We start from the raw sequence: 23,943 nt of genomic DNA on the forward strand, positions 1-23,943 counted from the left end.
GGACGTGGGGAAGTACGCGCTGCACCGGCTGCTCATGGCGCTCCCCGTGCTGCTGGGCACCACCTTCCTCATCTACCTGGCCGTCTACGCCCTGCCCGGCGACCCGATCCAGGCCCTGGCCGGGCCCAACAGGGCGCTGTCGCCCTCGGTCGAGCAGGCGCTGCGTGAGCGGTTCCACCTGGACGACCCGCTGCTCGTGCAGTACGGGAGCTACCTCAAGGGCCTGCTCTCCGGCGACCTCGGCATGAGCTTCGCCGGCCGGCCGGTCTCCGAGGTCATCGCGGCGAGCTGGCCGGTGACGTTCCAGCTCGGCGTGACGGCGTGGCTGTTCATGACGGTCCTGGGCGTGCTGCTCGGCACCGTGGCCGGGCTGCGGCGCGGCCGGCTCGCCGACGCTCTCGTCCTGGGCGGCACCACGGTCGTCATGGGCGTGCCGTTCTTCGTGGTGGCCTACGTCGCGCAGATCGTGCTGGGGGTCAACCTGGGCTGGCTGCCGGTCTCGGGCACGGACGCGGGCTGGCCGCTGGCCTACGTCATGCCCGGCCTGGTCCTCGCCCTCTACGGCCTGCCGCAGGTGGCCAGGCTGACCAGGACGAGCGTGCTGGACAACCTGAACGCCGACCACGTGGACACGGCCACCGCCAAGGGCCTGCGCCCGCGCGCGGTGGTGGTCAGGCACGTGCTGCGTAACTCGCTGATCCCCGTCGTGTCGCTGCTCGGCGTGAGCCTCGGCTACCTGCTCAGCGGCACCGTGCTGATCGAGGGCATCTTCAACCTGCCGGGCCTCGGCTACCAGATCTTCACGGCGATCCCGCAGCACGACGGGCCGGTCGTCGTGGGCGTGGGAACCCTGCTCGTCCTCGTCTTCCTGCTGGTGAACCTCTTGGTGGACCTTCTCTATGGCATCCTCGACCCTCGCATCCGCCTCGGCTGAGGCCCCGCCCGCCGCCCGGCCGGGCCTGCTCGCCAAGCTGCGCCGCCGCCCCGCCTTCGCGATCTCCAGCGCCATCGCACTGGTCGTCTGCGCGATGGCGGCGGTGCCGCAGGCGTTCGCCGGCTGGTTCGGCGGCGGGGATCCGCGCAAGTGCGACCTGGTGAACAGCGGCCTGCCGCCCGCCCCCGGGCATCCGTTCGGCTTCGACATCCAGGGCTGCGACCTCTACAGCAACGTCGTGTACGGCGCCCGTTCCTCCGTCCTCATCGCGCTGCTCGTCACGGCCGGCATGATCGTCGTCGCCGTGGTGCTGGGCAGCCTGGCCGGCTACTTCAGGGGCTGGGTGGACGCGGTGATCAGCCGGGTGATGGACGTGTTCTTCGGCTTCCCCGCGCTCGTCGGCATGATCGTGCTGCTCCAGGCGGCCAGCACGCACAACGAGTGGACGGTGTCGGCGGTGCTGATCCTGTTCGGCTGGCCGGTGCTGGCCCGCGTCATGCGCGGCTCGGTGCTGGAGACCGCCACCGGCGAGTACGTGGCCGCCGCCCGGGGCGTCGGCGCCGGCACCGCCCGGATCCTGCTGCGCCACGTGCTGCCGAACGCGCTCGGCCCCGTCGCCGTGCTCACCGGGCTCAACGTGGGCGGCGTGATCGCCTCGGAGTCGGCGCTGACGTTCCTCGGTGTCGGGCTGCAGACCCCGGCGATCTCGTGGGGGGTGCAGCTCAACACCGCGCAGCAGTACTTCGTCACCTCCCCGCACCTGCTGATCTTCCCGTCGATCTTCCTCACCGTCACCGTGCTCAGCTTCGTCCTGCTCGGCGACTCGCTCCGCGACGCCTTCGACCCCCGCCTGCGCCAGGAGGTGGCCCGCCCGTGACCCGTCTGGAATCCCTGCCCGGCTACGACGCCGCAGCGCCCCTGCTGGCCGTCTCGGAACTGCGGGTGCGCTTCGGCGCCACCACGGTGGTCGACGGCGTCGGCTACGAGGTGGACGGCGGTCAGACGCTGGCCGTGCTCGGCGAGTCGGGCAGCGGCAAGAGCGTGACCGCCCGCGCGATCATGGGGCTGGTCCGGCCGCCGCGCGGCGCCGTCACGGCCGGGTCCGCGCGGCTGCGCGGGGTCGACCTGCTCACGCTGGCCGAGGAGGAACGGCGGCGGCTGCGCGGCACCACGATCGCCATGGTCTTCCAGGACGCGCTGTCGGCGCTCAACCCGGTGCTCAGCGTCGGCTACCAGATCGCCGAGCTGTTCCGGGCGCACCAGGGGCTGTCCCGCAAGGAGGCGGCCAGGCGGGCCGTCGAGGTGCTCGACCTCGTCCGCATCCCGTCCGCGGCGCGGCGGGCCCGCGACTACCCGCACCAGTTCTCCGGCGGGATGCGCCAGCGCGTGGGCATCGGGCTGGCCATCGCGCTGAACCCGCAGGTGATCATCGCCGACGAGCCGACGACCGCGCTCGACGTGACCGTCCAGGCGCAGATCATCCGGCTGCTCGGCGAGCTCCAGCGCGAGCACGGCACGGCGCTGGTGCTCATCACGCACGACATGGGCGTGGTCGCCGACATCGCCGACCGGGTCGCCGTCATGTACGCGGGGCGGGTGGTCGAGCAGGGCGCGGCGGCCGAGGTGTACGCGCGGCCGGCGCACCCGTACACGGAGGCGCTGCTCGGCGCGATCCCCCGGCCCGAGCTGCGGGGACGGCGGCTGGCCGTCATCCCGGGCGCGCCGCCCGATCCGGGCCGGCCCGAGCCCGGGTGCCGGTTCCGGCCGCGCTGCGGCTACGCCGGCGACGCGTGCGGGCAGCAGCCGCCCGCGCGGGAGATCGGTCCTGGCCGGCTCACGGCCTGCCACGAATGGGAGCGGGTGACCACGCCATGACGACGGCTGTCGAACGCGAGACGGTGCTCGACGTGCGTGACCTGGTCAAGCACTTCCCCGTCAGGCAGGGCGCGCTGCGGCGGACCGTGGGCCTGCTCAAAGCCGTGGACGGGGTGTCACTGGAGCTGCGCAGGGGCGAGACGCTCGGCATCGTCGGCGAGTCGGGCTGCGGCAAGTCCACCCTGGCCAAGCTGCTGACCGCGCACGAACGGCCCACGTCCGGCCGGGTCACCGTGCTCGGCCGGTCACTGCACGACCTGCGCGGCGGGGAGCTGCGCCGGGCCAGGCGGCACGTGCAGCTCATCTTCCAGGATCCGTACACCTCGCTCGATCCGCGCATGACCGTCGCCGCCACCGTGCGCGAGCCGTACGACGTCAACCCGGACCTCGCCCCGCGCGGCGACCGGGACCGGCTCGTGCGCGAGCTGCTGGAGGCGGTCGGGCTCAACCCCGACCACGGCGGCCGCTATCCGCACGAGCTGTCCGGCGGGCAGCGGCAGCGGGTCGGCATCGCCCGCGCGCTCGCGCTGCGGCCCGAGGTGCTGGTCTGCGACGAGCCCGTGTCCGCGCTCGACGTGTCCGTGCAGGCGCAGATCGTCAACCTGCTGGAGGAGCTGCGCGAGCGGTTCTCGCTGGCGTACGTGTTCATCGCGCACGACCTGAGCGTGGTGCGGCACCTGGCCGACCGGGTGGCCGTCATGTACCTGGGCAAGGTGGTCGAGACCGGGTCCGAGGCCGAGGTGTACGAGTCGGCGGCGCATCCGTACACGCGGGCCCTGCTGTCGGCGGCGCCCGTGCCGGACCCGGCGGCGCGCGGCACCCGGCAGGAGATCGTCCTCGACGGGGAGCCGCCCAGCCCCGTGGACCCGCCGTCCGGCTGTTCGTTCCATCCGCGCTGCTTCATGGCGGAGGACGGCTGCGCGCGTTCCGCGCCCGTGCTGGAGCCCGTCGCCGGAGCCGGGCACCTGGTCTCCTGCCACCTGGCCCGCCACCCCGGTGGTGACGGGCCCTGAGGGCGACTTTACGCGGGGAAGTCCTTCGGGTTGACGCCGGTGGTCCGCGCCTTGCCGCCGCGGACCGGGTGCAGGGTCAGGGTGTAGATGGTGTACTGCCTGCCGGGCGAGCGGAACCGCAGCCGGTCGTTGAAGCGCTGGTAGACGGGGTTGCGGGCGAACCTGCCCTTGGAGACGCTGAAGCGGGAGCCGGTGGTGAAGTAGATCCGGTACGTGCCGTCCCTGACGTCCCTGATGGTGGCGGTGGACTTGGCGCGCACGTAGATGCTGATCGCCTTGGTGCTGCCCCTGACCAGGGCGACGACTCCGTCCCGCGACGTGCCGTTCTTGATCTTGAGCTGGTTCACCCCGCCGCCGAGGCGGTGGTAGAGGATCCGGCCGTTGGCCGGGCGGGCCGCTGCGCTCTCGGCCTGGACGGTCACCGAGGTGGCCGCGCTCAGGCCGGCCGTCGTGGGGGCGGCGCCGGCCGGGGCGGTGGTGATCAGGCCACCGGCCAGCGCGACCGCCGCGACGACGCCCGCGCGCAGGGAAGTACGGTGGGGAAGTCTCTGCACAGTCAACATCTCCTTCGCGACCTTCGGTCACGGTAAAGATAGAAGAGAGCGGACTTTACCGAAACCTGGTATTTCACAGGGGTTGGAAGTCGAGCCCGGAGATCCGGGCGCACAGGTCCCAGACGGCGTCCTGATGGGCCGGGTCCAGCGCGCTCGCGGGCCACGGCTTCCTGCGGCACCGGTCGTCGACGTACGCGCCGCTCACCCCGTCCAGCTCGGCGCTCGTGGCCGCGTACACGCTGGACCGGGCGGACCTGGTCAGATCGGACAGCAGCAGGGGCGCGACGACCTTCAGGATCAGCGGCGCGACCGGCCGGTAGAGGTACGGGAACGCCCGGATCGGCGTATCCCGGTTCATCGGCGTGTAGCCGTGGCCCGGATAGACCACGTTCGCCGTCACTCCAGAGCCGGCCAGCTCACGAGCGAGGCGGATCGTCAGCGCCATCGTCATGGTCTTGGTGTGGTTGTAGTGGCTGAAGGTCCAGCCGCGCAGGCGGCGCTCCCCTTGCAGGTTGCCGTGGTCGATGGGCCCTCCGGGGATGCCGCCGGTCAGGTTGACCACCCGGGCGGCGGGCGCGCGCCGCAGCAGCGGCAGCAGCAGCCGGGTCAGCGCGTACGGGGCCAGCACGTGCGCCGCGAACATCAGTTCCACGCCGTCGGGTGTCAGGCGGCGGCCGGGCGGGTTGACGCCGACGTTGTTGACCAGCACGTCCAGCCGGTCGTACCGGCCGGCCACCGCCGCAGCGAGGTGGCGCAGCCCGTCGAGCGCGGTGACGTCGGCGGTGACGGCGTCCACCCTGTCGTGCCCCGCGCTGTCGCCGATCTCGCGGGCGGCCTGGGCCGCGCGCCGGGGATCGCGCCCGGCGAGCACGACCGACGCTCCCCGCCGGGCCAGCTCGCGGGCGGTCTCCATGCCGATCCCCCCGGTGCCGCCGGTGATGAGGGCCACTCTGCCATACATGTCACTCGATGCCATAAGCGTCACTATATGCCGTTCGGTACACTCGGGCGCATGGCAGGGCTGAGAGAACGCACCCGTCGGGCCGTCCAGGCCGAACTGGCCGCCGTGGCGCTGGAACTGTTCACCGAACGCGGCTTCGACGACGTCACGGTGGACGACATCGCCAGAGCGGCGGGGGTGTCCAAGCGCAGCTTCTTCCGCTACTTCCCGGCGAAGGAGGACGCCGTCTTCGACGGCGTGCGGCTCATGGGCGACGACATCGCCGAGCAGATCACCGGCCGCCCGGCGGGCGAGCCGGCCTGGGAGTGCCTGCACGCGGTGCTGCGCGAATGGGTGGCCCGGATCGACGCCGGGAGCAGGGCCGCCCTGCGGGTGATCGAAAGCACTCCCGCGCTGCGGGCCCGGTTCCAGCAGAAGCGCGAGGAGGCGCGGGGACGGATCGCCGAGGCGCTGGCCGAGCGCACCGGGCTCGACGCCTTCGCCGTCGACCTGCTGACCTCGGCCGCCGCGACCGCCATCGACTGCGCCACGCGCGAATGGCTCCGCACCGGCGGCGCGGAGGACGAGCGGCTGAAGCTGGTGGACACCGCGTTCGACCGGCTCCGCCCCACCTGCGCCGGCTCCTGATCTCGGGCGGATTCCCGCCGGTGGACGGGCCAAGCCGCGCTATGTCGGTAATGCCGTACACTGCGGCAGATGCTTCTGGCCCCCGCCCGGCTGGCCTGGCTGGACGCCCTGCGGGGACCGGCAGCGCTGGCCGTCACCATGCACCACGCCGGATGGACGTTCATCCCGGGCGTCTGGGCGGAGGTGGATCGCAGGATCGATCTCGGCACGTGGGGCGTGTTCGTGTTCTTCCTGGTCAGCGGCTACATCATCCCCGCCTCCCTGGAACGGCGCGGCGACCTGCGCGCCTTCTGGACCGGGCGTGCCTTCCGGCTGCTGCCGCTGCTGCTGACCGCGTTCTGCCTGGCGTTCCTGCTCGTCGCGGCGGGCGTGCTGCCCGCGCCTCCGGGGCTCGGCGACCGTCCGCCGCTGCTCGTCGCCTTAGGCAACCTGACCATGCTGCAGGAACTGCTGAACCTGCCCGCGGTCATCAGTGTGACGTGGACGCTGTCGTACGAGATGGCCTTCTACCTGCTGTGCGTCGCGTTGTTCGCGGCGCGGCAGGCGCACAGGTCGGCGGGGATCGCGATCGTCCTGGCCCTGCTGGCCGTGCCGCTCGGCCTGCTGCTGCCGAGGGCCGCGATCGGCGACGGGGCCGATCTGACCGCCGCGCTGCTCGGTCTCGCGGTGGTCGCGGCCGTCGCGCTGACCCTGCTGGGCCGCGGCACCGCGCGTACGGCGGGCGCGCTCACGGGTGGCCTGCTGGCGCTGGCGCTGGTGATCCTGGGCAGCAGGGGCGGCACCTGGCAGGGAGTGATCATCCTGGCCACGATGTTCGCGGGGACGGCGGTGTACCGCGCGGAGCAGGGGACGATCTCCCGGCCGGCCGCCACGGTCGCGGTGGCCGCGGCGCTCGGCTGCGGGCTGCCCGCCAAGGCCGATCCCGCCTGGGCGCCGGCGATCGTGCTGGCCTTCGGCGCGTTCGCGCTGGCGTACGCGCTGCGCCGGCGCCGTTTCCCGCGCTGGCTGGCGGGCCTCGGCGTGATCAGCTTCTCCCTGTATCTGCTGCATCCGCTGCTGCTGTACGCGAGCCCGAACCTGCCGGTCTACCTCCTCGTGCTGATCCCGCTCAGCCTGCTGACCTACCGGGTGATCGAGCTTCCGGCCCAGCGGCTGGGCAGGCGGCTGATCGCGAGCGGGCGCGGCGACCCGGCCGAAGCCTCACCCCCGCCGCCCCGGTAAGCGCCGCTCAGGAGCGGGCGCCCTTGCCGCTGAGGTAGCCGACGACCATCTCGCCGACCATGCGCCGCTGCCGGGCCCGGTGCTCGGCGGCGGTCATGTCGCGCCCGAACAGCGCGCCGAACGTGTGCTGGTTGGCCACCCTGAACACGCAGAACGCGCTGATCATCATGTGCACGTCGATCGCGTCGGCCTCGGTGACGAAGTCACCCGACGCCTGCCCCGCGTCCAGGATGCGCTCGATCAGGTCGAGCACCGGCGTGCCCAGGTTGGCCAGCACCTCGGACTTGCGGATGTGCTCGGCGCGGTGCACGTTCTCGATCGCGACGAGCTGGATGAACTCGCGGTGCGCGTCGTGGTGGTCGAAGGTCAGCTCGGCCAGCGTGCGGATGGCCTCGACCGGCGCCAGGTGCTCCACGTCCACCGTGCGCTCCGCCGCGCGCACCTCGGCGTACACCTTCTCCAGCACGGCGATGTAGAGCCGTTCCTTGCTGCCGAAGTAGTAGTAGATCATCCGCTTGGTGGTGCGCATGCGGGCCGCGATCTCGTCGACCCGCGCGCCCGCGTAGCCCTCGCGGGCGAACTCGCGCTGCGCGACCTCCAGGATCTCCGCTCTGGTCCGGTCGGCGTCCCGCTGGCGTTCGGAGGCGGCGGGGGGCGAGGTCATTCGCTCATCATAGATCCGCCCGCGGGCCTGACGGCGAGCCGGCCGCCGGCGCCGGCCCCGTTCCCGCTGCTCAGGGCTCCTGCTCCAGCTCCGTCAGCACCCGCTGGGCGACGGCGAACGCGGCGTTGGCGGCCGGGACCCCGCAGTAGACGGCGCTCTGCAGCAGCACCTCGCCGATCTCGTCGGGGGTGAGCCCGTTGCGCAGGGCCGCGCGTACGTGCATGGCCAGCTCGTCGAGGTGCCCGCGGGCAACGAGCGCGGTGAGCGTGACGCAACTGCGGGTACGGCGGTCGAGCCCCGGACGGGTCCAGATCTCGCCCCAGGCGTAGCGGGTGATGAAGTCCTGGAAGTCCCTGGTGAAGCCGGTCGTCCGGGCCGCGGCGCGGTCGACGTGGGCGTCGCCGAGCACTTCGCGCCGAACCTGCGTGCCGGTGGGGCCGGGCAGGTGGGTGAGCAGGGCCTGGGTGACGCGGGCCGGCTGGTCCACGTTCGCCAGGTGCGCGGCGGCCGGGAGCTCCACGAGGGTGGCGCCGGGAATGCCGTCGGCCAGCTCCCTGGCGTGCGGCGGCGGGGTCGCCGGGTCCTCGCGCCCGGCCACGACCAGGGTCGGCACGGTGACGGCCGCCAGGTCGGCGCGCAGGTCGTAAGCCCCGAGCGCGTCGCAGCAGGCGGCGTACCCGGCGGGGTCGGCGGCGGCCAGGTCACCGAGCAGCTCGCCCCGCAGAGTCCGGCCGGTCCTGGGCTCGCCGTTCGGAGATCGGTCGTTCGGGAGGCCGGGGTCAGACGTGTGGGCGAACCAGCGGCCTGGGGCGGTTTCCAGCAGCGGCGCGGTGCCCTGGGTGCGGACCAGGGCGGCTCGCTCCTGCCACGCGCGCGGGTCGCCGAAGCGGGCGCTGGAGCAGATCATGGTCAGGGAACGCAGCCGTCCCGGATGCCGGACCGCCAGCGTGGCGCCGATCGCGCCGCCGATCGAGACCCCGGCGTAGTGGAAGCCGTCCATGCCCTCGGCGGCGGCCACCTCCAGGACCAGCTCCGCCAGGTCGTCGACGGTGCTCGCCTTGCCGTCGGCGGGCGAGTCGCCGTGGCCGGGCAGGTCGTACCGGAGCACTCTGAAGGTGCGGGCGAGCGCCTGGAGCTGCGGCTGCCACAGGCGCAGGGAGGTGCCGAGCGACGGTCCGAGGATGAGCGGCTGCCCCTGCTCGGGGCCGTCCAGCCGGTAGTGCAGCATCAGTGGGGTGCCTCGTCCTGGTAGGGAGCCGGTGGGGGTGAGGGGGCGGCGAGGGCGCGGTCCACGAGGGCGGGGGCCGGGGCGGCGTCCCCCGTGACGGTCAGGTTCGCGCGCATGCGTTCCGGGTGCACGCGCAGGTCGGCGACGAGTTCGGCGGCGTCTCTGGCGGCGCCCGCGACCAGGCGCAACGCCTCGCGCAGCGGCTGCCATTCGGCGTGCCAGGCGCCGGAGGGGCGCTCGTCCTCGGCGGCGAGCGAGCCGTACAGGATGGCGGCGAGCGCGGGCACCTGGCGGCCGGCGGCGGCGATCATCGTGGCCCGGACCGGGTTGTGCTTGTGCGGCATGGACGACGAGCCGCCGCCGACGCCCTCGGAGAGCTCGCCGATCTCGGTCCGCGACAGGACCAGCACGTCGGCCGCGAGCTTGCCCAGCGCCCCCGCGGTGAACGCCAGCGCCCCGGCCAGGTCCGCGATCGGCGTGCGCAGGACGTGCCAGGGCAGCAGCGGCTCGGCCAGCCCCAGCTCGGCCGCGAACCGCCCGGGCAACCGCGACGCCACCTCCACCGCTTCCGGCACCGGCTCCTGGGCGGGCCGGAAGGCGGCGAGGGTGCCCGCGGCGCCGCCGAGCTGGGCCGGGAGGGAGCGGCGGGCGGCGGTGAGACGGATGCGGGCGTCGCCGGCCAGCCGGTGCCAGCCCGCCGCCTTCAGCCCGAACGTGGTGGGGACGGCCTGCTGGGTGAGCGTCCTGGCGGCCATGAGGGTGTCGCGGTGCTCGGCGGCCAGCGCGGCGAGCCGGTCGGTCGTCCGTTCCAGATCGGCCAGTACGGGCCCCAGCGCGCGGTGCGCCACGAGCATGAGAGCCGTATCCACGATGTCCTGACTTGTCGCACCACGATGGACGTACTCCCCGAAAGGAGCGGCCACCGCGCGGAGGTCGGCCACGAGGGGGATGACGGGGTTGCCGCCGGAGCGCGCCCGCACCACCAGGTCCTCCAGGCAGAACGCCTCCGCGCGGGCGGCGGCCGTCACCGCCTCCGCCGCCTCGGGCGGGACGAGCCCGAGCGCCGCCTGCGCCCGGGTCAGCGCGGCCTCGGCGTCCAGCATGGCCCGCAGCACGGCGGCGTCCCCGGTCGCCTCGGCCCCGCCCCGCATCGGTGAGAGCAACCCGAGATCCGCTCCCGCGCTCGCGCAGGCCACGTCGCGCCCCGCTCCCGCGCTCGCGGACGAGCCGTCTCCCCCCGTCCCCCCGCCGCCAGGAGTGGCGGGGTGCGGGCCGGGGTCAGCCGAAGTCAAGGAAGACCGTCTCCTTCTCTCCTTGCAGGTGGATGTCGAAGCGGCGTACCCCTTCCCGTTCCTCCACCGCCACCAGCGTCTGCCGGCGCTCCGGCGGCAGCGAGTCGAGGAAGGCGTCCCGCCCGAGGTAGATGCGGGTGTAGAGATGACGCAGCAGCCCGCGCGCGAACACGCACACGCTGATGTACCCGTTCGCCGGCTCGACCGTACGCAGGGTCCAGTGCCCGTCCCGATCGGTGGCGACGCGGCCGAAGCCGGTGAAGGTGACGCCGTCGCGGCCGAGCACGGCGCCGCTGGTCGGGTCGCGGCGCAGCGAGCCGGGCGCGCCGCGCACCTGTCCCCGCGAGTCGGCCTGCCAGAACTCGAGCAGCGCGTCGGGCACGGGCTCCCCCGCGCCGTCGTAGACGTAGCCGTGGACGGCGATCCCGCCGAGCGCGATGTCGCCGCCGCCGGGGAACGGCAGCGCGTACCCGTAGAAGGGGCCCACGGTCTGTGAGGGGGTGGGGTTCAACAGCCTTCCTCCATCCAGGTCGCGGCGGGTCCGTCGAGGACGATGTCCCACCGGTAGCCGAGCGAGAACTCGGGCACCGACAGCTCGTGCGCGTACGAGGCGATCAGCCGCTGCCTGGCGCTCTCGTCGGTCACCGACTGCAGGATCGGGTCGTACGGGAACAGCGGATCGCCGGGAAAGTACATCTGGGTGACGAGGCGCTGGGTGAACGAGGACCCGAACAGCGAGAAGTGGATGTGCGCCGGCCGCCAGGCGTTGACGTGGTTACGCCACGGATAGGCGCCGGGCTTGATCGTGGTGAACCGGTAGGAGCCGTCGTCGCCGGTCAGGCAGCGGCCGACGCCGGTGAAGTTCGGGTCGAGCGGCGCGGGGTGGTCGTCACGCTGGTGCAGGTAGCGTCCGGACGCGTTGGCCTGCCAGACCTCGACGAGCTGGTTGCGCACCGGCCGGCCGTCGCGGTCGAGCACGCGCCCCTGTACGGTGATCCGCTCGCCGAGGGGCTCGCCCATGTGCTGCTTGGTGAGGTCGTTGTCCGTCGGCGTGACGTCGGTGACGCCGAAAACGGGCCCCGACAGTTCGACGGCCTCGGGGTCCTTGATGGGCACCAGTGGCTGCCGGGGGTGCCGGAGCCGGGTGCTGCGGTAGGGGGTGTAGTCCCGCGCGGGGTGGTCGGCCGCCGTGCCCGCGAGCGCGGCGATCTCCTGGTCGATGTCGGACTGCTGGAGGGGTTCAGACATTCCGCTACCTTTCGAGTACGACGGCCAGCCCTTGACCGACGCCGATGCAGAGGCAGGCGAGCCCGGTGCCCGAGCCGGCGGCGGCCAGCCGGTGGGCCACCGCGCCGGTCACGCGGGCTCCCGAGGCGCCGAGCGGGTGGCCGATCGCGATGGCGCCGCCGTCGGGGTTGACGATGGCCGGGTCGAGGTCGGGCAGTTCGGCCAGGCAGCCGAGCACCTGCGCGGCGAACGCCTCGTTCAGCTCGGCGGTGGCCAGGTCGCCGAACCGCCGGCCCGCCTTGGCCAGCGCCCGGTTCGCCGCCTCGACGGGGCCGAGGCCGAAGTAGCGCGGCTCCAGCGCGCTGACCCCGCTGGCCACGATCCTGGCCAGGGGCTCGCGGCCGCGCAGCCCCGCCTCGTCGGTCAGCAGCAGCGCCGCCGCGCCGTCGTTCAGCGGGGAGGAGTTGCCCGCGGTGACGGTGCCGCCGTCCTTGCGGAAGGCGGGCTTGAGCTTGGCCAGCGCCTCCAGGGAGGTGTCGTGGCGGATGCCCTCGTCGCGGGTGACGGACGCGATCGGGACGATCTCCCGTTCGAGCGACGCCTTGGCCGCCTTCTGGTGGCTGGCCAGCGCGAACGCGTCCTGCTCCGGGCGGGTGATGCCGTGCTTGTCGGCGATCAGCTCGGCGCCCTCGCCGAGCGCGACCGTGTGCTGGGCGGGCATGGCCGGGTTGACCAGCCGCCAGCCGAGCGTGGTGGAGACCAGCTCCTGGCCGCCGGCCGGGAAGGCGCGTTCCGGCTTGGGCAGCACCCACGGCGCGCGGGTCATCGACTCCACGCCGCCGGCGATCACGGCCGAGGCGTCGCCGAGCGCGATGGCCCGGTAGGCCTGGATGACGGCCTCCATGCCGGAGCCGCACAGCCGGTTCACGGTCACGCCCGGCGTGGTGATCGGCAGGCCGCCGAGGATGGCGGCCATGCGGGCGACGTTGCGGTTCTCCTCGCCGGCGCCGTTGGCGTTGCCGAGCACGACCTCGTCCACGGCCTCCAGCTCGTTGCGCTCGGTCAGCGCCGAGACGACGTGCGCGGCCAGGTCGTCCGGGCGGATCCCGGACAGGGCGCCGCCGTAGCGGCCGAACGGCGTGCGTACGGCGTCGGCGATGTAGACGTCTCTCATGTCGCGATGACCTCCGCGTCGGTACGGTCGCGCAGTTCGTCCAGGGTCACGCCCGGCGCGCGTTCCACGAGCGTGAGCCCCTGCTCGGTGACGTCGAGGACCCCGAGGTCGGTGATGATCCGGTGGACGCATTCCTTCCCCGTCAGCGGCAGCGAGCACTCCTCGACGATCTTCGCGGAGCCGTCCTTGGCGTTGTGCTCCATGATCACGATGACCTTGCGGGCGCCGTGCACGAGGTCCATGGCCCCGCCCATGCCTTTCACCAGCCGGCCGGGGACCATCCAGTTGGCCAGGTCGCCGCGGGCCGAGACCTGCATCGCGCCGAGCACCGCCACGTCGATGTGACCGCCGCGGATCATGCCGAACGACAGCGAGGAGTCGAAGAACGACGCGCCGGGGAGCACGGTGACGGTCTCCTTTCCGGCGTTGATCAGGTCGGGGTCGACCTCGTCCTCGGCCGGGTAGGGGCCGACGCCGAGGATGCCGTTCTCGGAGTGGAGGACCACGTCGACGCCGGGCGGCAGGTGGCCGGGGATGCGGGTGGGCAGGCCGATGCCCAGGTTGACGTAGTCGCCGTCGCGCAGCTCGGCGGCGGCCCTGGCGACCATCTCGTCACGAGTCCAGCTCATCGGGAGACCGTCCCTGGTGCGGGCGCTGGGGTGATCGTGCGCTTCTCGATGGATTTGTCGGCGGCCTGTTCGGGGGTCAGGGCGATGACCCGCTGGACGAAGACGCCGGGCAGGTGCACCTCGTCGGGGTCCAGCTCGGTCAGCTCCTCGACCTCGGCGATCGTGATCCGCCCGGCCATGGCCGCGAGGGGGTTGAAGTTCCTGGCGGCCTTGTGGAAGACGAGGTTGCCGTGCCGGTCTCCCCTGGCCGCGCGGACGAGGGCGAAGTCGGTGCGGATGCCGTGTTCGAGCACGTATTCACGGCCGTCGAACTCGCGCACCTCCTTGGGCGGTGAGGCGAGCGCGACGCTGCCGTCGGGATTGTGGCGCAGCGGCAGACCGCCGTCGGCGATGGGCGTGCCGACGCCCGCCGGGGTGTAGAAGGCGGGGATGCCACTGCCGCCCGCGCGCAGCCGCTCGGCCAGGCTGCCCTGCGGGGTGAGTTCGACCGTAAGCTCGCCGGCCAAATATTGGCGGGCGAACTCCTTGTTGTCGCCGATGTAGGAGGCGGTGACGTGGGCGATGCGCCCGGCCGCCAGCAGGACGCCCAGGCCGCCGCCGTCCACGCCGCAGTTGTTGGACACGACGCCGATGCGGCGCACGCCAGTGTCGTAGAGGGCTTGGATCAGCACGTTGGGGATGCCGCTGAGGCCGAAGCCGCCGACGGCGAACGACGCTCCGTCGTGCACGCCGGCCAGCGCCTCCGCGGCCGTGGCGAGCACCTTGTCTCTCCGCACGACGCTCCGATCGAGACCGTGTTCGCTCTGCGAACTTTTGTTCACTATTATCGCGTTCAGTATGTGTACCGGGTGGCTCGCCTGTCAAAGGTCGTCCCCGACGCCCCGGCGGCCGAACAGGCGGAGGAACCCATGGAGGAGACGTTGGAGCAGCCGGTGGAGCAGCCGGTGGAAGCGGCCGGGACGCTGGAGCGCGGGCTGGCCGTGCTGCGCGCCGTGGCCGCCGACCCGGCCAGGCCCGCCCGCGCGACGGATCTGGCCCGCGCGACCGGGCTGGCCAGGTCCACGGTGGACCGGGTCGTCGGCACGCTCGTCCACCTCGGTTACCTGCGCGAGGACGGCCGCGACGTGCGCCTCGCCCCGCGCCTGATGGAGCTGGGCGAGGCGTACCTGGCCGGCGACGGGCTGCGCGACGCCCTCGCCCCGGCGGCCGTGCGGCTGGCCGAGGAGCTGGACGAGTCCGTGTCGCTGGCCGTACGGGACGGCGACGAGGTGCGCTTCGTGGTGCAGGTCACCCGGCGGCGGGCCATGTCGGTCAGCTTCCGCGTGGGCGACGTGCTGCCGGCCGACCGGTGCGCGGCCGGGCTGGCGCTGCTCGATCCGGACGCGCCGTGGGCCGAGGACGACCAGCTCATCGAGCCGGGGCTGATCGCGGTGGCGGTGCCCGTACGGGACGGCCGCGGCGCGGCGGTCTGCGCGATCAGCGTCGTGAGCCACACCAGCAGGCACACGGCGGCCGGGCTGCGCGACCACTGCCTGCCCGCGCTGCGCCGGACGGTCGAGGAGATGGAGACGATCCTGCGCGACCGCTCACCCCTGCCTCCGCCGCGCCTCGATCCCGGCCGCGGGGCGGCGGACGGCGCGCAGGCCGCCAAGCGGCAGCTCGGCATGGGGTTCCTGCAGTCGCTGGCGCGCGGGCTCGCGGTGCTGGTCGCGCTCGGCTCGGCGCGCGGCGGGCTGACGCTCGCGGACTGCGCCAAGGTCACGGGCCTGCCCCGGGCCAGCGTACGGCGGGCGGTGCAGACCCTGGAACGCCTCGGCTACGCCACCGCCGCCGGCGGCGCCCGGTTCGCGCTGCTCCCCCGCGTGCTGGAGTTCGGCTACGCGCACCTGTCCGGGCTGACGTTCGGCGAGATCGTCCAGCCGCACCTGGCCGACCTGGTGGCCCGGGTCCGCGAGTCGGCGTCGGTGGCGGTGCTGTCGGGCGACGACGTCGTGTACGTGGCCAGGGTCCAGACCGTGAGCCTCATGAGCGTCAACCTCACCGTGGGCACGCGGCTGCCCGCGTACGCGACCTCCATGGGCCGGGTGCTCCTGGCCGAGCTGCCCGAGGAGCGGCTGGCGTCGATCGTGCCGCGCCGCCTGTCGGCCAGGACCGTCACCTCGCGCTCCGAGCTGCGGGCGCTGCTGCGCCGGGCGGCGGCCGACGGGTACGCGCTGGTGGACCAGGAGCTGGAGGAGGGCGTCCGGTCGATCGCGGTCCCCGTACGGGATCGGGCCGGGCGCGCCGTCGCGGCGGTGAACGTCGCCACCCACGCCGGCCGCGCCACCCCCGCCGCCCTCATGAACGACGTGCTGCCCGCTCTCAGGGAGACGGCGGCCAGGATGGAGGCCGACCTGGCCCACACGCGGGCGGCAGTGGACGAGTGAGGATCCGGGATCGCCGGACCGCCCCCGGACGGCCGCACGCTGGCTAGTATCCCGGGCATGAAAGCCGCAGTGCGCGCCGAATACGGCCCGCCAGAAGTGGTGAGCATCGCTGAAGTGGATCGGCCGGTCGTCAAGGACGGCGACGTGCTCGTCAAGGTGCACGCGACGACGGTCAACCGGACGGACTGCGCGTTACGCGCGGCCCAGCCCTTCATCTGGAGATTCTTCACCGGCCTCATCACGCCGAAGGTGACGATCCTCGGCACCGAGTTCGCCGGCGAGGTCGAGGCGGTGGGCCGCGACGTCACCGCCGTCAAGCCCGGCGACCGGGTCTTCGGCTACAACGACGACGGGTTCGGGGCGCACGCCCAGTACATGACGGCCTCTCCGAAGGTCGCGCTGGCACTCGTGCCCGAGGGGTTCACGTACGAGGAGGTCGTGCCCGGGACGGAGGGGTCGCACTACGCGCTCAACATCATCAGGTCGGCGCGGATCGGCGCCGGGCAGTCCGTGCTCGTGTACGGCGCGACCGGCGCCATCGGGTCGGCGGCGGTGCAACTGCTGAAGAACGAGGGCGCGGACGTGACCGCCGTCTGCGCGACCGAGCACCTCGACCTGGTCGCCGGCCTGGGAGCCGACCGGGTCGTGGACTACACGGCCACGGACTTCACCCAGGACGAGCGCACCTACGACGCCGTCATCGACGCGGTCGGCAAGACCACGTTCGGGCGGTGCCGGCGGCTGCTCAAGCCACGCGGGATCTTCGTCGCCTCCGACGTGGGGCCGGGGGCGCAGAACCTGCTCCTGGCGCTGGTCACCCCGCTGTTCGGCGGCAGACGGGTGGTCTTCCCCATCCCGAAGGACGATCCGGGGATGGCGGAGTACTTCAAGGGGCTGATCGAGGCGGGGACGTTCCGGCCGGTGATCGACCGGCGCTACCCGCTGGACGAGATCCTCGAAGCCCACCGGTACGTCGAGTCGGGGCGGAAGGTCGGCAACGTGGTGATCACCGTGTCGCATCCTGAGGGATAGGTCCGAGCGGGAGGCGCCCGCACCTGCTCAGGCCCGCCCGCAACCGCTCAGCGCTCATGGCCCGCCGGCACCTGCTCAACGCTCGCGGCCCGCCCGTACCGACTCGGGCGCCACGCCCTCGATGACCGGCGAGCCGCGCCGGTGACCCTGGTCCCGGCGCCACGTCTCGAAGCCCGCCACCGTGGCGGCGAGCACCGCTGCTCCCAGCACGGTCCCGGCGAGCACGTCGCTCACCCAGTGCACGCCGAGCGCGATCCGCGTGTAACCCACCGAGAGCACCAGGAACGCGGCGACCGCCCAGGCCACCCACCGCCCCCATCGGGGCAGCGAGGGCAGCATGAGCAGCACGATCACGCCCGCGCCGACCGTCACGCCGGCCGCGTGGCCCGACGGGAAGGAGTCGCCGGGGGCGAGCGCGACGGGGTCGGGCAGGCGCGGGCGGGCACGGGCGACGACGACCTTGATCGCGAAGGCGAGCAGCCCGCTCACGGTCACGGTGGTGACCGCCCAGAGAGCGGTCCGCGGCGCGCCCCTGCGCAGCAGCCGGACCGCGTACGCGGCCACGGCGATCCGCCACGGCCACGGCCCGAACAGGTCCGTCCACACGATGAGCACCCGGGTCACGTCCGGGTTGGCCAGCGCGTACGCGTGCAGGTCCGCCGCGATGCCCGCGTCCAGCGCGTTGAGCGGCAGCTTCGCCACGACCAGCAGCAGGCTGAACGGGATCATGACGAGCGCGGCGGCGAGAGCGGCCAGGGTCAGCCGCGGTCCCAGCCCGTGGGCCGGGCGCCGCGACCTCCCCTCCTCGAAACGCATCCGCGCTCGGCTACCCAGGCGGGCGGCGTTGATGCCTGCCCGGACGCCGGCGAACCAGCCTTTCAGCGGCCGGGTACCGGCAGGAGCGCCAGGTGGTCGCTGGTGACGAGGTCGAACCTGAGGGCGAGCGAGACGAGCGCGTGGCGCTGCCAGTCGGCCTTGCCCTCACCGCTCTGCGGGCTCTTGACGTGCAGCTTCTTCTCGGCCAGGTAGCCGATGTGGAACCCGATCGCGGTCCGGCTCAGCCCCAGGTCCGGCAGCCGTTCCATGATCTCGGGGACCGTCGGGATGCGCGAGGTCGAGGGGTCGCGCAGGCGCGGCTCGCACAGTGCGACCAGGATGCGGAAGTATTTGGCGTTCTGGTCGAGGGGGTAGGCGACCTGCGTGACCGCGCCGCCGTCCGCGCTGCCCGGCGGCACATGCACGTGCCGCGGCGCGAACACCAGGAACGACACCGTGCCGTCCACGGCGGGCAGCATCACCCGGGAGAACTCGAACGGGATCGGCGCCCCCATGCGCCCCGGCGGCACCTTGACGAACTCCCCGCCGCCCTCGGGGTTCTCCACCACGTACGTCTTGAAGGTGCTGAGGTTGGACAGCATCCAGTAGTCGGCCACGGCGGCGATCCGGCCGGCCCGCCGGGACACGGCGGGGTCGTCGAGCAGCAGGTCGACGGGCGCGTTGGGCGCCCCGCGCCCGAAGAACGCCTGCTCACCCGGCGCGAGCTCCAGCGAGTAGGGCCGGGCGTCCGTGGGCGCCGCCGCCATCTGGATCAAGATCGTGCTGTGCGACATCGCGCGTGACCCTACTCGTACGCTCTCGAAGGTGTCCAGGAAGATCAGACCGGCAACGACCGGCCGTCCGGCCGCGAGCGCTCCCGCGGCGCGGCGGCCGGCCGGTCGTTTCCGCCCCCGCGGCGGTCGTTCTTCCCGGCATGACCCCAGTCGTTGTCGGCCATGTGACTTCCCTCCGGATACTGGGCGCGCTGCCTCGATCGTCCCGGTCTGCGGCCGTTTCCGTAACCTGGTAGCTGCCAGGGCGCGTGGACGGATCCACGGTGATCGACCATGATGAGGGGGATGACGGCTCCAACCCACGCGGGCCGCTACCGGATCGAGCAGCTCATCGGGGTCGGGGGGTTCGCCTCCGTCCATCTCGCGCACGACGAGGAGTTGCGCTCGTCCGTGGCGGTCAAGATCCTCGCGGACAACTGGTCCCGTCAGGCCGGCGTGCGCGAACGGTTCCTCCAGGAGGCCCGGCTGCTGCGCCGGGCCGACTCCCACCTGCTCGTGCAGGTCTTCGACGTGGGCGAGCTGGACGACGGGCGGCCGTACTTCGTGATGACGTACGCCGACCGCGGCACCCTGGGCGAGCGGCTGACCGGCCCGCCGCTCCCGGTCGGCGAGGCGCTGGCCCTCATGGGCGAGATCTGCCAGGCGGTCGCGGTGCTGCACAGCATTGGGGTCGTGCACCGCGACCTGAAACCGTCGAACGTGCTGTTCTGCTCGCGGCCCCAGGGCGGGGAGCGGGTGATGGTGGCCGATCTCGGGATCGCGCGGTCCACCGACCATCTCAGCGGGCTGACGATGCCGGCCGGGTCGCCGGGCTACCAGGCGCCCGAGCAGCTCTACTTCGACGGGGCGCCGGACGCGCGGGCCGACGTGCACGGGCTCGGCGCGCTGACGTACCGCCTGCTCACCGGCACGGTCCCGGCCAAGCCGGAGCTACGGGTGCCGCCCAGCGCGCTGCGGCCCGAGGTGCCTGAGGCGGTGGACGTGGCCGTGATGGCCGCGCTGGCCCCGGACCGGCGGTCGCGCTATCCGGACGCCGCCGCTTATGCGGCGGCATTGGCGTCCCCCACGCCTCTCCTCCCCGCGACGCCGGACGCCGAGCGGCCGGAGGAAGCCGACGAACGTGAGCAACCGGGGCACCAGCCACCCGGCGACCGGCCGCCGGACGACGGCACACCAAACGGCGGGGCATCCGATGGCGGTACATCCGGTGACGGGGCACCCGGCGACAGCGCACCCGGTGACAGGGCATCCAGTGACAGGGCATCCGGCGATGACGTGTGGGCCGGGAAGAGGCGGCGCAACGTGCTCGTCGGAGGCGTCGCGGTGCTGACCGCGGTCCTGGCCGCCGCCACCACCGTGGGTGTCACGCTGGCCCAGCGGCCCGGCGGCACCCCGTCCCCCGGCGCCACCGCGACCCCGTCCCCCACCGGTGCGGACACCGGCCGCTGGCTGCGTCCGGGCTCCGACGTGCCGGATCGGTACCGGGCGCTGATCGTCGAGGCGGGCACGTACTGCAGCCTGCCGGGCCTGAGCCCGGCCCTGATCGCCGCGATGCTCAAGGCGGAGTCCGGCTTCGACGCCGCGCTCTCCGATCCGGCGAACGACGAGTTCGGCATCGCCAGGTGGACGCCCAGGGTGCTGTGGCACTGGCAGCCCGGCGGCCTGCAGAGCCCGATGCCGACGCCGCCGTTCGACCCGCGGCTGTCGATCCAGTCCATGGGGCGGTTCATGTGCCGGCTGGGCCCGCGGGTCGCCGACGTACCAGGCGATCCGGCGATGAACCTGGCCGCGCTCTTCCGCAGCGGCGTCGACCCGGTCAAGCGGGCCGGCGGCGTCCCGCCGAAGTGGCGCGGCTACACCGCCAAGGTCGCCCGATACATGCGCGACTACGAGCCTTCGTGAGGACGTGCTCGGTCAACGGGTGCGGTGGCCGGATTCGGACACCGGTCGGGAGCGACCGAAAGCACGAGTACTCTGCAAGGGCTTCAGCTAGCTCTATATTGGGCACAGTTGTCCACACACCTTCGCGACATGCTCCTACAGGCTCGCGCGCGGGTTCCCAGTTCTATTGCACTATGCAATGATAAAGACGGCGAACCACCAGGAACGGAGGGGTGGAATGGCGAGCGCCGACCGTACCGGCTTCTCCTGGATCGTCACTCAGCGTGACAACACGGCTGTGCTGAGTCCCGCGGGAGAGCTGGACCTGTCCACGATGGGAGAGTTCCGAGACGGGCTCACCCACGCCATGGAGTGCATCCGGCCGCCCCTCGTGGTCGTCGATCTCCAGGACGTCCCCTTCTGTGACTCCTCGGGGCTGAACACGCTGATCTGGGCCGCCAACACCGTCGAGGCGGCCGGCGGGACCTTCAGCCTGAGCGGGGCGCAACCGCGGATCACCCGGCTGCTGCGCCTGACGGGCCTGGACAAACGCTTCTCCCTCTGTGACACCTCCGCCGGTTCCTGACCGGCGGTCGCGAGCCCCGCGAAGGTAAGGCTGTCCCTACCATCGCCAAGGGGGAGCTCTTCATGGTGTGCTCCGCCGGGGCCCGGCCAGACTGATCTTGAAAGTTCGGCCGAGCGCCCGATCGACTGGAGCAGACCCCCATGCGTGTTCAAGTGAACGGCACCTCCCTGTACGTGGACGTCGAAGGCACCGCCCTGGAGCCCGACGGCTACGCGATGCGGGACAAGCCGACCCTCCTGCTGCTGCACGGCGGCCCCGGGCACGATCACTCGATCTTCAAGCCCGCCTACGGCCGGCTCGCCGACCTGGCCCAGATCGTCTACGTCGACCAGCGCGGCAACGGGCGCAGCCAGGACTCCGACCCGGCCACCTGGAACCTCGACCAGTGGGCCGACGACGTACGTGCTCTGTGCGACGCGCTCGGCATCGTCAAGCCCATCGTCCTCGGCTGGAGCTTCGGCGGGGCGGTGGCGATGAACTACGCCTCGCGCCACCCCGATCATCCGGCCAAGCTGATCCTGCAGAGCACCGTCGCCCGCTGGGACGTGGACCGGATCGTCGAGGGCTTCCGTGCCGAGGCCGGCGAGGAGGCCGCCACGGCCGCCAAGGCGTTCCTCACCGAGGGCAGCCCGGAGACCTTCGCCGCCTTCGGGCGGCTCTGCGCCCCCGCCTACAGCCCCGACCCGAACTTCCCCTCCGAGTCCGACATCCAGGCCATGGCCCGCATGGTCCCGAACCCCGAGCTCACCATGAGCTTCATGTCCACCGCCCGGTTCGACCTGACCGCGCGCCTGGCCCGCGTCCAGTGCCCGGCGCTCGTCATGGCCGGCGCCCGCGACCCCATCACGCCCCTGTCCACGGCGGAGGAGATCGTGGACGGCCTGCCGGACGCCCGCCTGGAGGTGTTCGACCGCTCGGGCCACTTCATCCCGGACACCGAGGGTGACCGGTTCTTCCCCCTGCTGCGCTCCTTCATCACCGGCTGACGCCGTCCCGGACCAGCGGCCTGACGTGGCGCGGGGGCAAGGTGACCGAACCGGTATGGCGTGAACCCGCTCCGGACGCGGGCGCGTACATCGTGAAAATCGGCACCCCGGAGACCACGATGACCATCCGCCGGCTCACTCTCGTCCCTCTGGCGCTCGCCCTCGCCGCCGCCTCCGCCCTCGCCTCCGCCTGCAGCGGGCCGGGCGGTGAGCGGCCCGCCGCGGCTCAGCTCGCGCGACCCACAGGGGTGGTGACCGTCGCGCAGGCCAAGGACCTCCTCAAACGCTGGGACGCCGGCGTCGAGCGGGCGGAACTGGCGGGCGGCACCGACTACGGCGCGGTCGAGGCGGGCCTGGCGGCCCGGATCGACAAGGCGAACAGCCGGCTGCGCGACATGCTCGGCGAGAGCGTCCGCACCTCGCACGCCGCCATCGTCAAGCCGCGCTTCGCCATCCCCGCCAAGGGGGCGGCGAACCCGCCGTGGTTCATGGCCGACTTCGCCCGCAAGGGCGAGAAGGGGTGGAACCAGCTCATCTTCCAGCAGATGTCCGGCGGCTGGAAGGTGGTGGCGGTGTCCGGCACGACGTCCGGAGCCAGGCCGCCGGTCGCGGCCCGCGACGAGCACGGGCTGGCGACCGTGCCGGCCGGCGGGGAACGCGGCGGGCTGGCCGCCTCCCCGCAGGAGATCGTGCGCGCGCACGCCCGCGTGGAGGCCACCCTCGACCAGGACGAACGCGCCCGCCGCCTGTTCCGGTCGGACGCCATGCCGCGCCGGCTCGGCCGGGCCAAGCTGGCCCTGCGGGAGAAGGCGCGCGGGCAGTGGACGATGACCCGGCAGTGCCGGCCGGCGTCGGGGCCGTACGCGCTGAAGACGGCCGCCGGGGGCGCCCTCGTCTGGTACGGGGTCACCTCGAAGGAGCGCTTCGTGGCCCGGCCCGGCGCCGGCCAGCTCTCCTTCACCGACCGCCCGACGGCCGCCGTCACCCACGGCAGGCGCTACACCAAGCGGGTCACGGTGTCCTCCGCCGCCTTCTACCTCGCCGTCGTTCCCAAGTCCGGCCCCATCCGCGTCCCCTCGGAAACCGCCGGCTACCTCGGCTCCACCGGCTCCTGACCCGCCCTCACCACAGCCGCCCGTCGTCGTGGAGGGCCTCGAAGACGAGCGCGTCGACGTAGGACACCCGGTGCCGGTCGGCGTAGCCGAACCAGGCCGTCTCCTCGACCTCCATGGCCGGAGTGAGCGGGCCCCGGTGGCCGGCGGTGTAGCAGATCATCCGGAAGGGCCCGTGCTCCGGATGGCCGGCCGGGACCTCGAAGGTGCCGGCGTGCACCATGGAACCGGCGTCGATCGCCGTCAGCAACTCCTCGTCGATCTCGCGCACGAGGGTCTGGCCGTCCGACTCGCCCGGCTCGCGCATCCCGCCGGGGAAGAAGAACACGTCGCGGCCCCGGCTGCGCGTCATCAGCACCCGATGATCGCGCAACAGGACCCAGGCCACCTTCTCCCGCACTCCGTCATCGTTCGCCATGGCTCGGCACCCTATCCGCGAGAATTCCGGCGAGTGCGGGAGACTTGGGGAGTGAGTGTCGAGAACGGCCGGCCCGGGCCGCCCGCTACGAGTGCGTCCATCGTGGTGCTCACGCTGGCGCGGCGGATCGAGACCGAGCTCAACGCCGCGCTCGCGCCGCTCGATCTCACGGTGCGGCGGCTGGGGCTGCTCGGGCACATCGCGGCGGTGCCCGGTGTCTCGTTCAGCGATCTGGCGCGGATGTCGGGCATCACGGTGCAGAGCGTGCACGCGGCGGTGAAGTCGCTGGTCGGCGCGGGGCTGGTGCGCGACAACACCGCCCGCGCGGGCTCCGCCTCCACGATCGAGATCACGCCCGAGGGGGCGCGGCTGCTCAGCGCCGCCAAGGAGGCGGTGGGGCGGGTGGACGAGCTGATGTTCGGGGCCGCGGCCGATCCGATCCAGCGCCAGGTCGGCGAGACGATCCGCGCCGCCTTCGCCCTCTGACCCGCCA

At 72.9% G+C, this 23,943-nt stretch carries 26 protein-coding genes; 13 read left to right on the forward strand and 13 right to left on the reverse strand.

Annotation, left to right across the window (positions count from 1 at the left end; translation table 11 throughout):
• Positions 1-4 precede the first annotated feature (4 nt).
• Genes B0I32_RS30945 through B0I32_RS30960 form a run of 4 tightly spaced genes read left to right on the forward strand, consistent with a single transcriptional unit; the run spans position 5 to position 3,822 of the window.
• Positions 5-934 carry an ABC transporter permease gene (locus tag B0I32_RS30945; RefSeq protein ID WP_219912083.1) on the forward strand — a complete coding sequence of 310 codons (930 nt, stop codon included), beginning with the start codon at positions 5-7 and terminating at the stop codon, positions 932-934.
• Positions 900-1,811 (forward strand): ABC transporter permease, encoded by a 912-nt coding sequence (locus B0I32_RS30950; RefSeq protein WP_106245757.1) that lies wholly within the window; start codon positions 900-902, stop codon positions 1,809-1,811. Before B0I32_RS30945 ends, B0I32_RS30950 begins: the two co-directional genes overlap by 35 nt.
• Entirely contained in the window at positions 1,808-2,809 is a 1,002-nt protein-coding gene (locus tag B0I32_RS30955; RefSeq protein WP_106245759.1) for an ABC transporter ATP-binding protein, read from the forward strand. The genes B0I32_RS30950 and B0I32_RS30955 overlap by 4 nt, the downstream gene beginning before the upstream one ends.
• Positions 2,806-3,822: an ABC transporter ATP-binding protein gene (locus tag B0I32_RS30960; RefSeq protein ID WP_106245760.1), complete on the forward strand. Its 1,017-nt coding sequence runs from the start codon at positions 2,806-2,808 to the stop codon at positions 3,820-3,822. The genes B0I32_RS30955 and B0I32_RS30960 overlap by 4 nt, the downstream gene beginning before the upstream one ends.
• A gap of 8 nt (positions 3,823-3,830) precedes the next feature.
• Here the strand turns inward: B0I32_RS30960 and B0I32_RS30965 are convergent, their stop codons facing one another.
• On the reverse strand, positions 3,831-4,376 hold the full coding sequence (locus B0I32_RS30965) for a hypothetical protein (RefSeq protein WP_106245762.1): 546 nt from the start codon (positions 4,374-4,376) through the stop codon (positions 3,831-3,833).
• A gap of 73 nt (positions 4,377-4,449) precedes the next feature.
• Positions 4,450-5,352, reverse strand: a complete 903-nt coding sequence (locus tag B0I32_RS30970; protein WP_245956133.1) for an SDR family NAD(P)-dependent oxidoreductase — start codon at positions 5,350-5,352, stop codon at positions 4,450-4,452.
• Positions 5,353-5,388: 36 nt separating this feature from the next.
• Between B0I32_RS30970 and B0I32_RS30975 the strand changes: the two genes are divergently transcribed.
• Positions 5,389-5,964, forward strand: coding sequence for a TetR family transcriptional regulator (locus B0I32_RS30975; RefSeq protein ID WP_219912084.1), 576 nt, complete (start codon positions 5,389-5,391; stop codon positions 5,962-5,964).
• 69 nt (positions 5,965-6,033) lie between these two features.
• The gene (locus tag B0I32_RS30980; RefSeq protein WP_106245767.1) at positions 6,034-7,185 is read left to right on the forward strand and encodes an acyltransferase family protein; all 1,152 of its coding nucleotides are present in this window, start codon (positions 6,034-6,036) and stop codon (positions 7,183-7,185) included.
• Between the two features lie 7 nt (positions 7,186-7,192).
• On the opposite strand, the gene B0I32_RS30985 is transcribed toward B0I32_RS30980, so the two are convergent.
• The 8 genes from B0I32_RS30985 to B0I32_RS31025 form a co-directional block, all read right to left on the reverse strand.
• The gene (locus tag B0I32_RS30985) at positions 7,193-7,849 is read right to left on the reverse strand and encodes a TetR/AcrR family transcriptional regulator (RefSeq protein WP_106245769.1); all 657 of its coding nucleotides are present in this window, start codon (positions 7,847-7,849) and stop codon (positions 7,193-7,195) included.
• A gap of 70 nt (positions 7,850-7,919) precedes the next feature.
• The gene (gene pcaDC / locus B0I32_RS30995) at positions 7,920-9,077 is read right to left on the reverse strand and encodes a bifunctional 3-oxoadipate enol-lactonase/4-carboxymuconolactone decarboxylase PcaDC (RefSeq protein WP_106245770.1); all 1,158 of its coding nucleotides are present in this window, start codon (positions 9,075-9,077) and stop codon (positions 7,920-7,922) included.
• The gene (gene pcaB / locus B0I32_RS31000) at positions 9,077-10,369 is read right to left on the reverse strand and encodes a 3-carboxy-cis,cis-muconate cycloisomerase (protein ID WP_245956134.1); all 1,293 of its coding nucleotides are present in this window, start codon (positions 10,367-10,369) and stop codon (positions 9,077-9,079) included. Before pcaB ends, pcaDC begins: the two co-directional genes overlap by 1 nt.
• Positions 10,356-10,880 carry a protocatechuate 3,4-dioxygenase subunit alpha gene (gene pcaG / locus B0I32_RS31005; RefSeq protein WP_219912085.1) on the reverse strand — a complete coding sequence of 175 codons (525 nt, stop codon included), beginning with the start codon at positions 10,878-10,880 and terminating at the stop codon, positions 10,356-10,358. The genes pcaB and pcaG overlap by 14 nt, the downstream gene beginning before the upstream one ends.
• Positions 10,877-11,617 (reverse strand): protocatechuate 3,4-dioxygenase subunit beta, encoded by a 741-nt coding sequence (pcaH, locus tag B0I32_RS31010; RefSeq protein WP_106245774.1) that lies wholly within the window; start codon positions 11,615-11,617, stop codon positions 10,877-10,879. Before pcaH ends, pcaG begins: the two co-directional genes overlap by 4 nt.
• A gap of 4 nt (positions 11,618-11,621) precedes the next feature.
• Positions 11,622-12,770 (reverse strand): thiolase family protein, encoded by a 1,149-nt coding sequence (locus tag B0I32_RS31015; RefSeq protein ID WP_106245775.1) that lies wholly within the window; start codon positions 12,768-12,770, stop codon positions 11,622-11,624.
• A complete protein-coding gene (locus B0I32_RS31020) occupies positions 12,767-13,399 on the reverse strand; it encodes a CoA transferase subunit B (RefSeq protein ID WP_106245777.1) in 633 nt (210 codons plus the stop codon). The genes B0I32_RS31015 and B0I32_RS31020 overlap by 4 nt, the downstream gene beginning before the upstream one ends.
• Positions 13,396-14,175 carry a CoA transferase subunit A gene (locus tag B0I32_RS31025; protein ID WP_106245778.1) on the reverse strand — a complete coding sequence of 260 codons (780 nt, stop codon included), beginning with the start codon at positions 14,173-14,175 and terminating at the stop codon, positions 13,396-13,398. Before B0I32_RS31025 ends, B0I32_RS31020 begins: the two co-directional genes overlap by 4 nt.
• 72 nt (positions 14,176-14,247) lie before the next feature.
• Between B0I32_RS31025 and B0I32_RS61465 the strand changes: the two genes are divergently transcribed.
• Entirely contained in the window at positions 14,248-15,825 is a 1,578-nt protein-coding gene (locus B0I32_RS61465) for an IclR family transcriptional regulator domain-containing protein (protein WP_342751786.1), read from the forward strand.
• A gap of 57 nt (positions 15,826-15,882) precedes the next feature.
• Entirely contained in the window at positions 15,883-16,857 is a 975-nt protein-coding gene (locus B0I32_RS31035) for an NAD(P)-dependent alcohol dehydrogenase (protein ID WP_106245782.1), read from the forward strand.
• Positions 16,858-16,932: 75 nt separating this feature from the next.
• Here the strand turns inward: B0I32_RS31035 and B0I32_RS31040 are convergent, their stop codons facing one another.
• Both B0I32_RS31040 and B0I32_RS31045 read right to left on the reverse strand, forming a co-directional pair.
• Entirely contained in the window at positions 16,933-17,673 is a 741-nt protein-coding gene (locus B0I32_RS31040; RefSeq protein WP_106245784.1) for a phosphatase PAP2 family protein, read from the reverse strand.
• A 62-nt stretch (positions 17,674-17,735) separates the two neighbouring features.
• Positions 17,736-18,467: an FHA domain-containing protein gene (locus B0I32_RS31045; RefSeq protein WP_219912086.1), complete on the reverse strand. Its 732-nt coding sequence runs from the start codon at positions 18,465-18,467 to the stop codon at positions 17,736-17,738.
• A gap of 285 nt (positions 18,468-18,752) precedes the next feature.
• Between B0I32_RS31045 and B0I32_RS31050 the strand changes: the two genes are divergently transcribed.
• The 4 genes from B0I32_RS31050 to B0I32_RS31065 all read left to right on the forward strand — a co-directional run bounded on the left by B0I32_RS31050 (position 18,753) and on the right by B0I32_RS31065 (position 23,035).
• A complete protein-coding gene (locus B0I32_RS31050) occupies positions 18,753-20,369 on the forward strand; it encodes a serine/threonine-protein kinase (RefSeq protein WP_181307955.1) in 1,617 nt (538 codons plus the stop codon).
• 217 nt (positions 20,370-20,586) lie between these two features.
• Positions 20,587-20,934, forward strand: coding sequence for an STAS domain-containing protein (locus tag B0I32_RS31055; protein ID WP_181307957.1), 348 nt, complete (start codon positions 20,587-20,589; stop codon positions 20,932-20,934).
• Between the two features lie 140 nt (positions 20,935-21,074).
• The gene (locus tag B0I32_RS31060; RefSeq protein ID WP_106245789.1) at positions 21,075-21,920 is read left to right on the forward strand and encodes an alpha/beta fold hydrolase; all 846 of its coding nucleotides are present in this window, start codon (positions 21,075-21,077) and stop codon (positions 21,918-21,920) included.
• A 41-nt stretch (positions 21,921-21,961) separates the two neighbouring features.
• Complete coding sequence (locus B0I32_RS31065) at positions 21,962-23,035, forward strand: DUF8094 domain-containing protein (RefSeq protein ID WP_106245790.1); 1,074 nt, start codon at positions 21,962-21,964, stop codon at positions 23,033-23,035.
• Between the two features lie 7 nt (positions 23,036-23,042).
• Here B0I32_RS31065 and B0I32_RS31070 read toward each other — a convergent pair whose 3' ends face one another.
• Positions 23,043-23,450, reverse strand: coding sequence for an NUDIX hydrolase (locus tag B0I32_RS31070; protein WP_106245792.1), 408 nt, complete (start codon positions 23,448-23,450; stop codon positions 23,043-23,045).
• A 51-nt stretch (positions 23,451-23,501) separates the two neighbouring features.
• Between B0I32_RS31070 and B0I32_RS31075 the strand changes: the two genes are divergently transcribed.
• Positions 23,502-23,936 (forward strand): MarR family winged helix-turn-helix transcriptional regulator, encoded by a 435-nt coding sequence (locus tag B0I32_RS31075; RefSeq protein ID WP_106245793.1) that lies wholly within the window; start codon positions 23,502-23,504, stop codon positions 23,934-23,936.
• Positions 23,937-23,943 lie beyond the last annotated feature (7 nt).

The organism is Nonomuraea fuscirosea, assembly GCF_003001935.1.
Classification (GTDB): Bacteria; Actinomycetota; Actinomycetes; order Streptosporangiales; family Streptosporangiaceae; genus Nonomuraea; species Nonomuraea fuscirosea.

Bases quoted from the DNA above. Each gene is read 5' to 3' on its own strand.
- B0I32_RS30950 (WP_106245757.1), top strand. From the start codon at position 900: ATGGCATCCTCGACCCTCGCATCCGCCTCGGCTGAGGCCCCGCCCGCC.
- B0I32_RS30960 (WP_106245760.1), top strand. From the start codon at position 2,806: ATGACGACGGCTGTCGAACGCGAGACGGTGCTCGACGTGCGTGACCTG.
- B0I32_RS30970 (WP_245956133.1), bottom strand. From the start codon at position 5,352: ATGGCATCGAGTGACATGTATGGCAGAGTGGCCCTCATCACCGGCGGC.
- B0I32_RS30975 (WP_219912084.1), top strand. From the start codon at position 5,389: ATGGCAGGGCTGAGAGAACGCACCCGTCGGGCCGTCCAGGCCGAACTG.
- B0I32_RS30980 (WP_106245767.1), top strand. From the start codon at position 6,034: ATGCTTCTGGCCCCCGCCCGGCTGGCCTGGCTGGACGCCCTGCGGGGA.
- B0I32_RS30985 (WP_106245769.1), bottom strand. From the start codon at position 7,849: ATGACCTCGCCCCCCGCCGCCTCCGAACGCCAGCGGGACGCCGACCGG.
- pcaDC (WP_106245770.1), bottom strand. From the start codon at position 9,077: ATGCTGCACTACCGGCTGGACGGCCCCGAGCAGGGGCAGCCGCTCATC.
- pcaH (WP_106245774.1), bottom strand. From the start codon at position 11,617: ATGTCTGAACCCCTCCAGCAGTCCGACATCGACCAGGAGATCGCCGCG.
- B0I32_RS31015 (WP_106245775.1), bottom strand. From the start codon at position 12,770: ATGAGAGACGTCTACATCGCCGACGCCGTACGCACGCCGTTCGGCCGC.
- B0I32_RS31020 (WP_106245777.1), bottom strand. From the start codon at position 13,399: ATGAGCTGGACTCGTGACGAGATGGTCGCCAGGGCCGCCGCCGAGCTG.
- B0I32_RS31035 (WP_106245782.1), top strand. From the start codon at position 15,883: ATGAAAGCCGCAGTGCGCGCCGAATACGGCCCGCCAGAAGTGGTGAGC.
- B0I32_RS31040 (WP_106245784.1), bottom strand. From the start codon at position 17,673: ATGCGTTTCGAGGAGGGGAGGTCGCGGCGCCCGGCCCACGGGCTGGGA.
- B0I32_RS31045 (WP_219912086.1), bottom strand. From the start codon at position 18,467: ATGTCGCACAGCACGATCTTGATCCAGATGGCGGCGGCGCCCACGGAC.
- B0I32_RS31050 (WP_181307955.1), top strand. From the start codon at position 18,753: ATGACGGCTCCAACCCACGCGGGCCGCTACCGGATCGAGCAGCTCATC.
- B0I32_RS31055 (WP_181307957.1), top strand. From the start codon at position 20,587: ATGGCGAGCGCCGACCGTACCGGCTTCTCCTGGATCGTCACTCAGCGT.
- B0I32_RS31060 (WP_106245789.1), top strand. From the start codon at position 21,075: ATGCGTGTTCAAGTGAACGGCACCTCCCTGTACGTGGACGTCGAAGGC.
- B0I32_RS31070 (WP_106245792.1), bottom strand. From the start codon at position 23,450: ATGGCGAACGATGACGGAGTGCGGGAGAAGGTGGCCTGGGTCCTGTTG.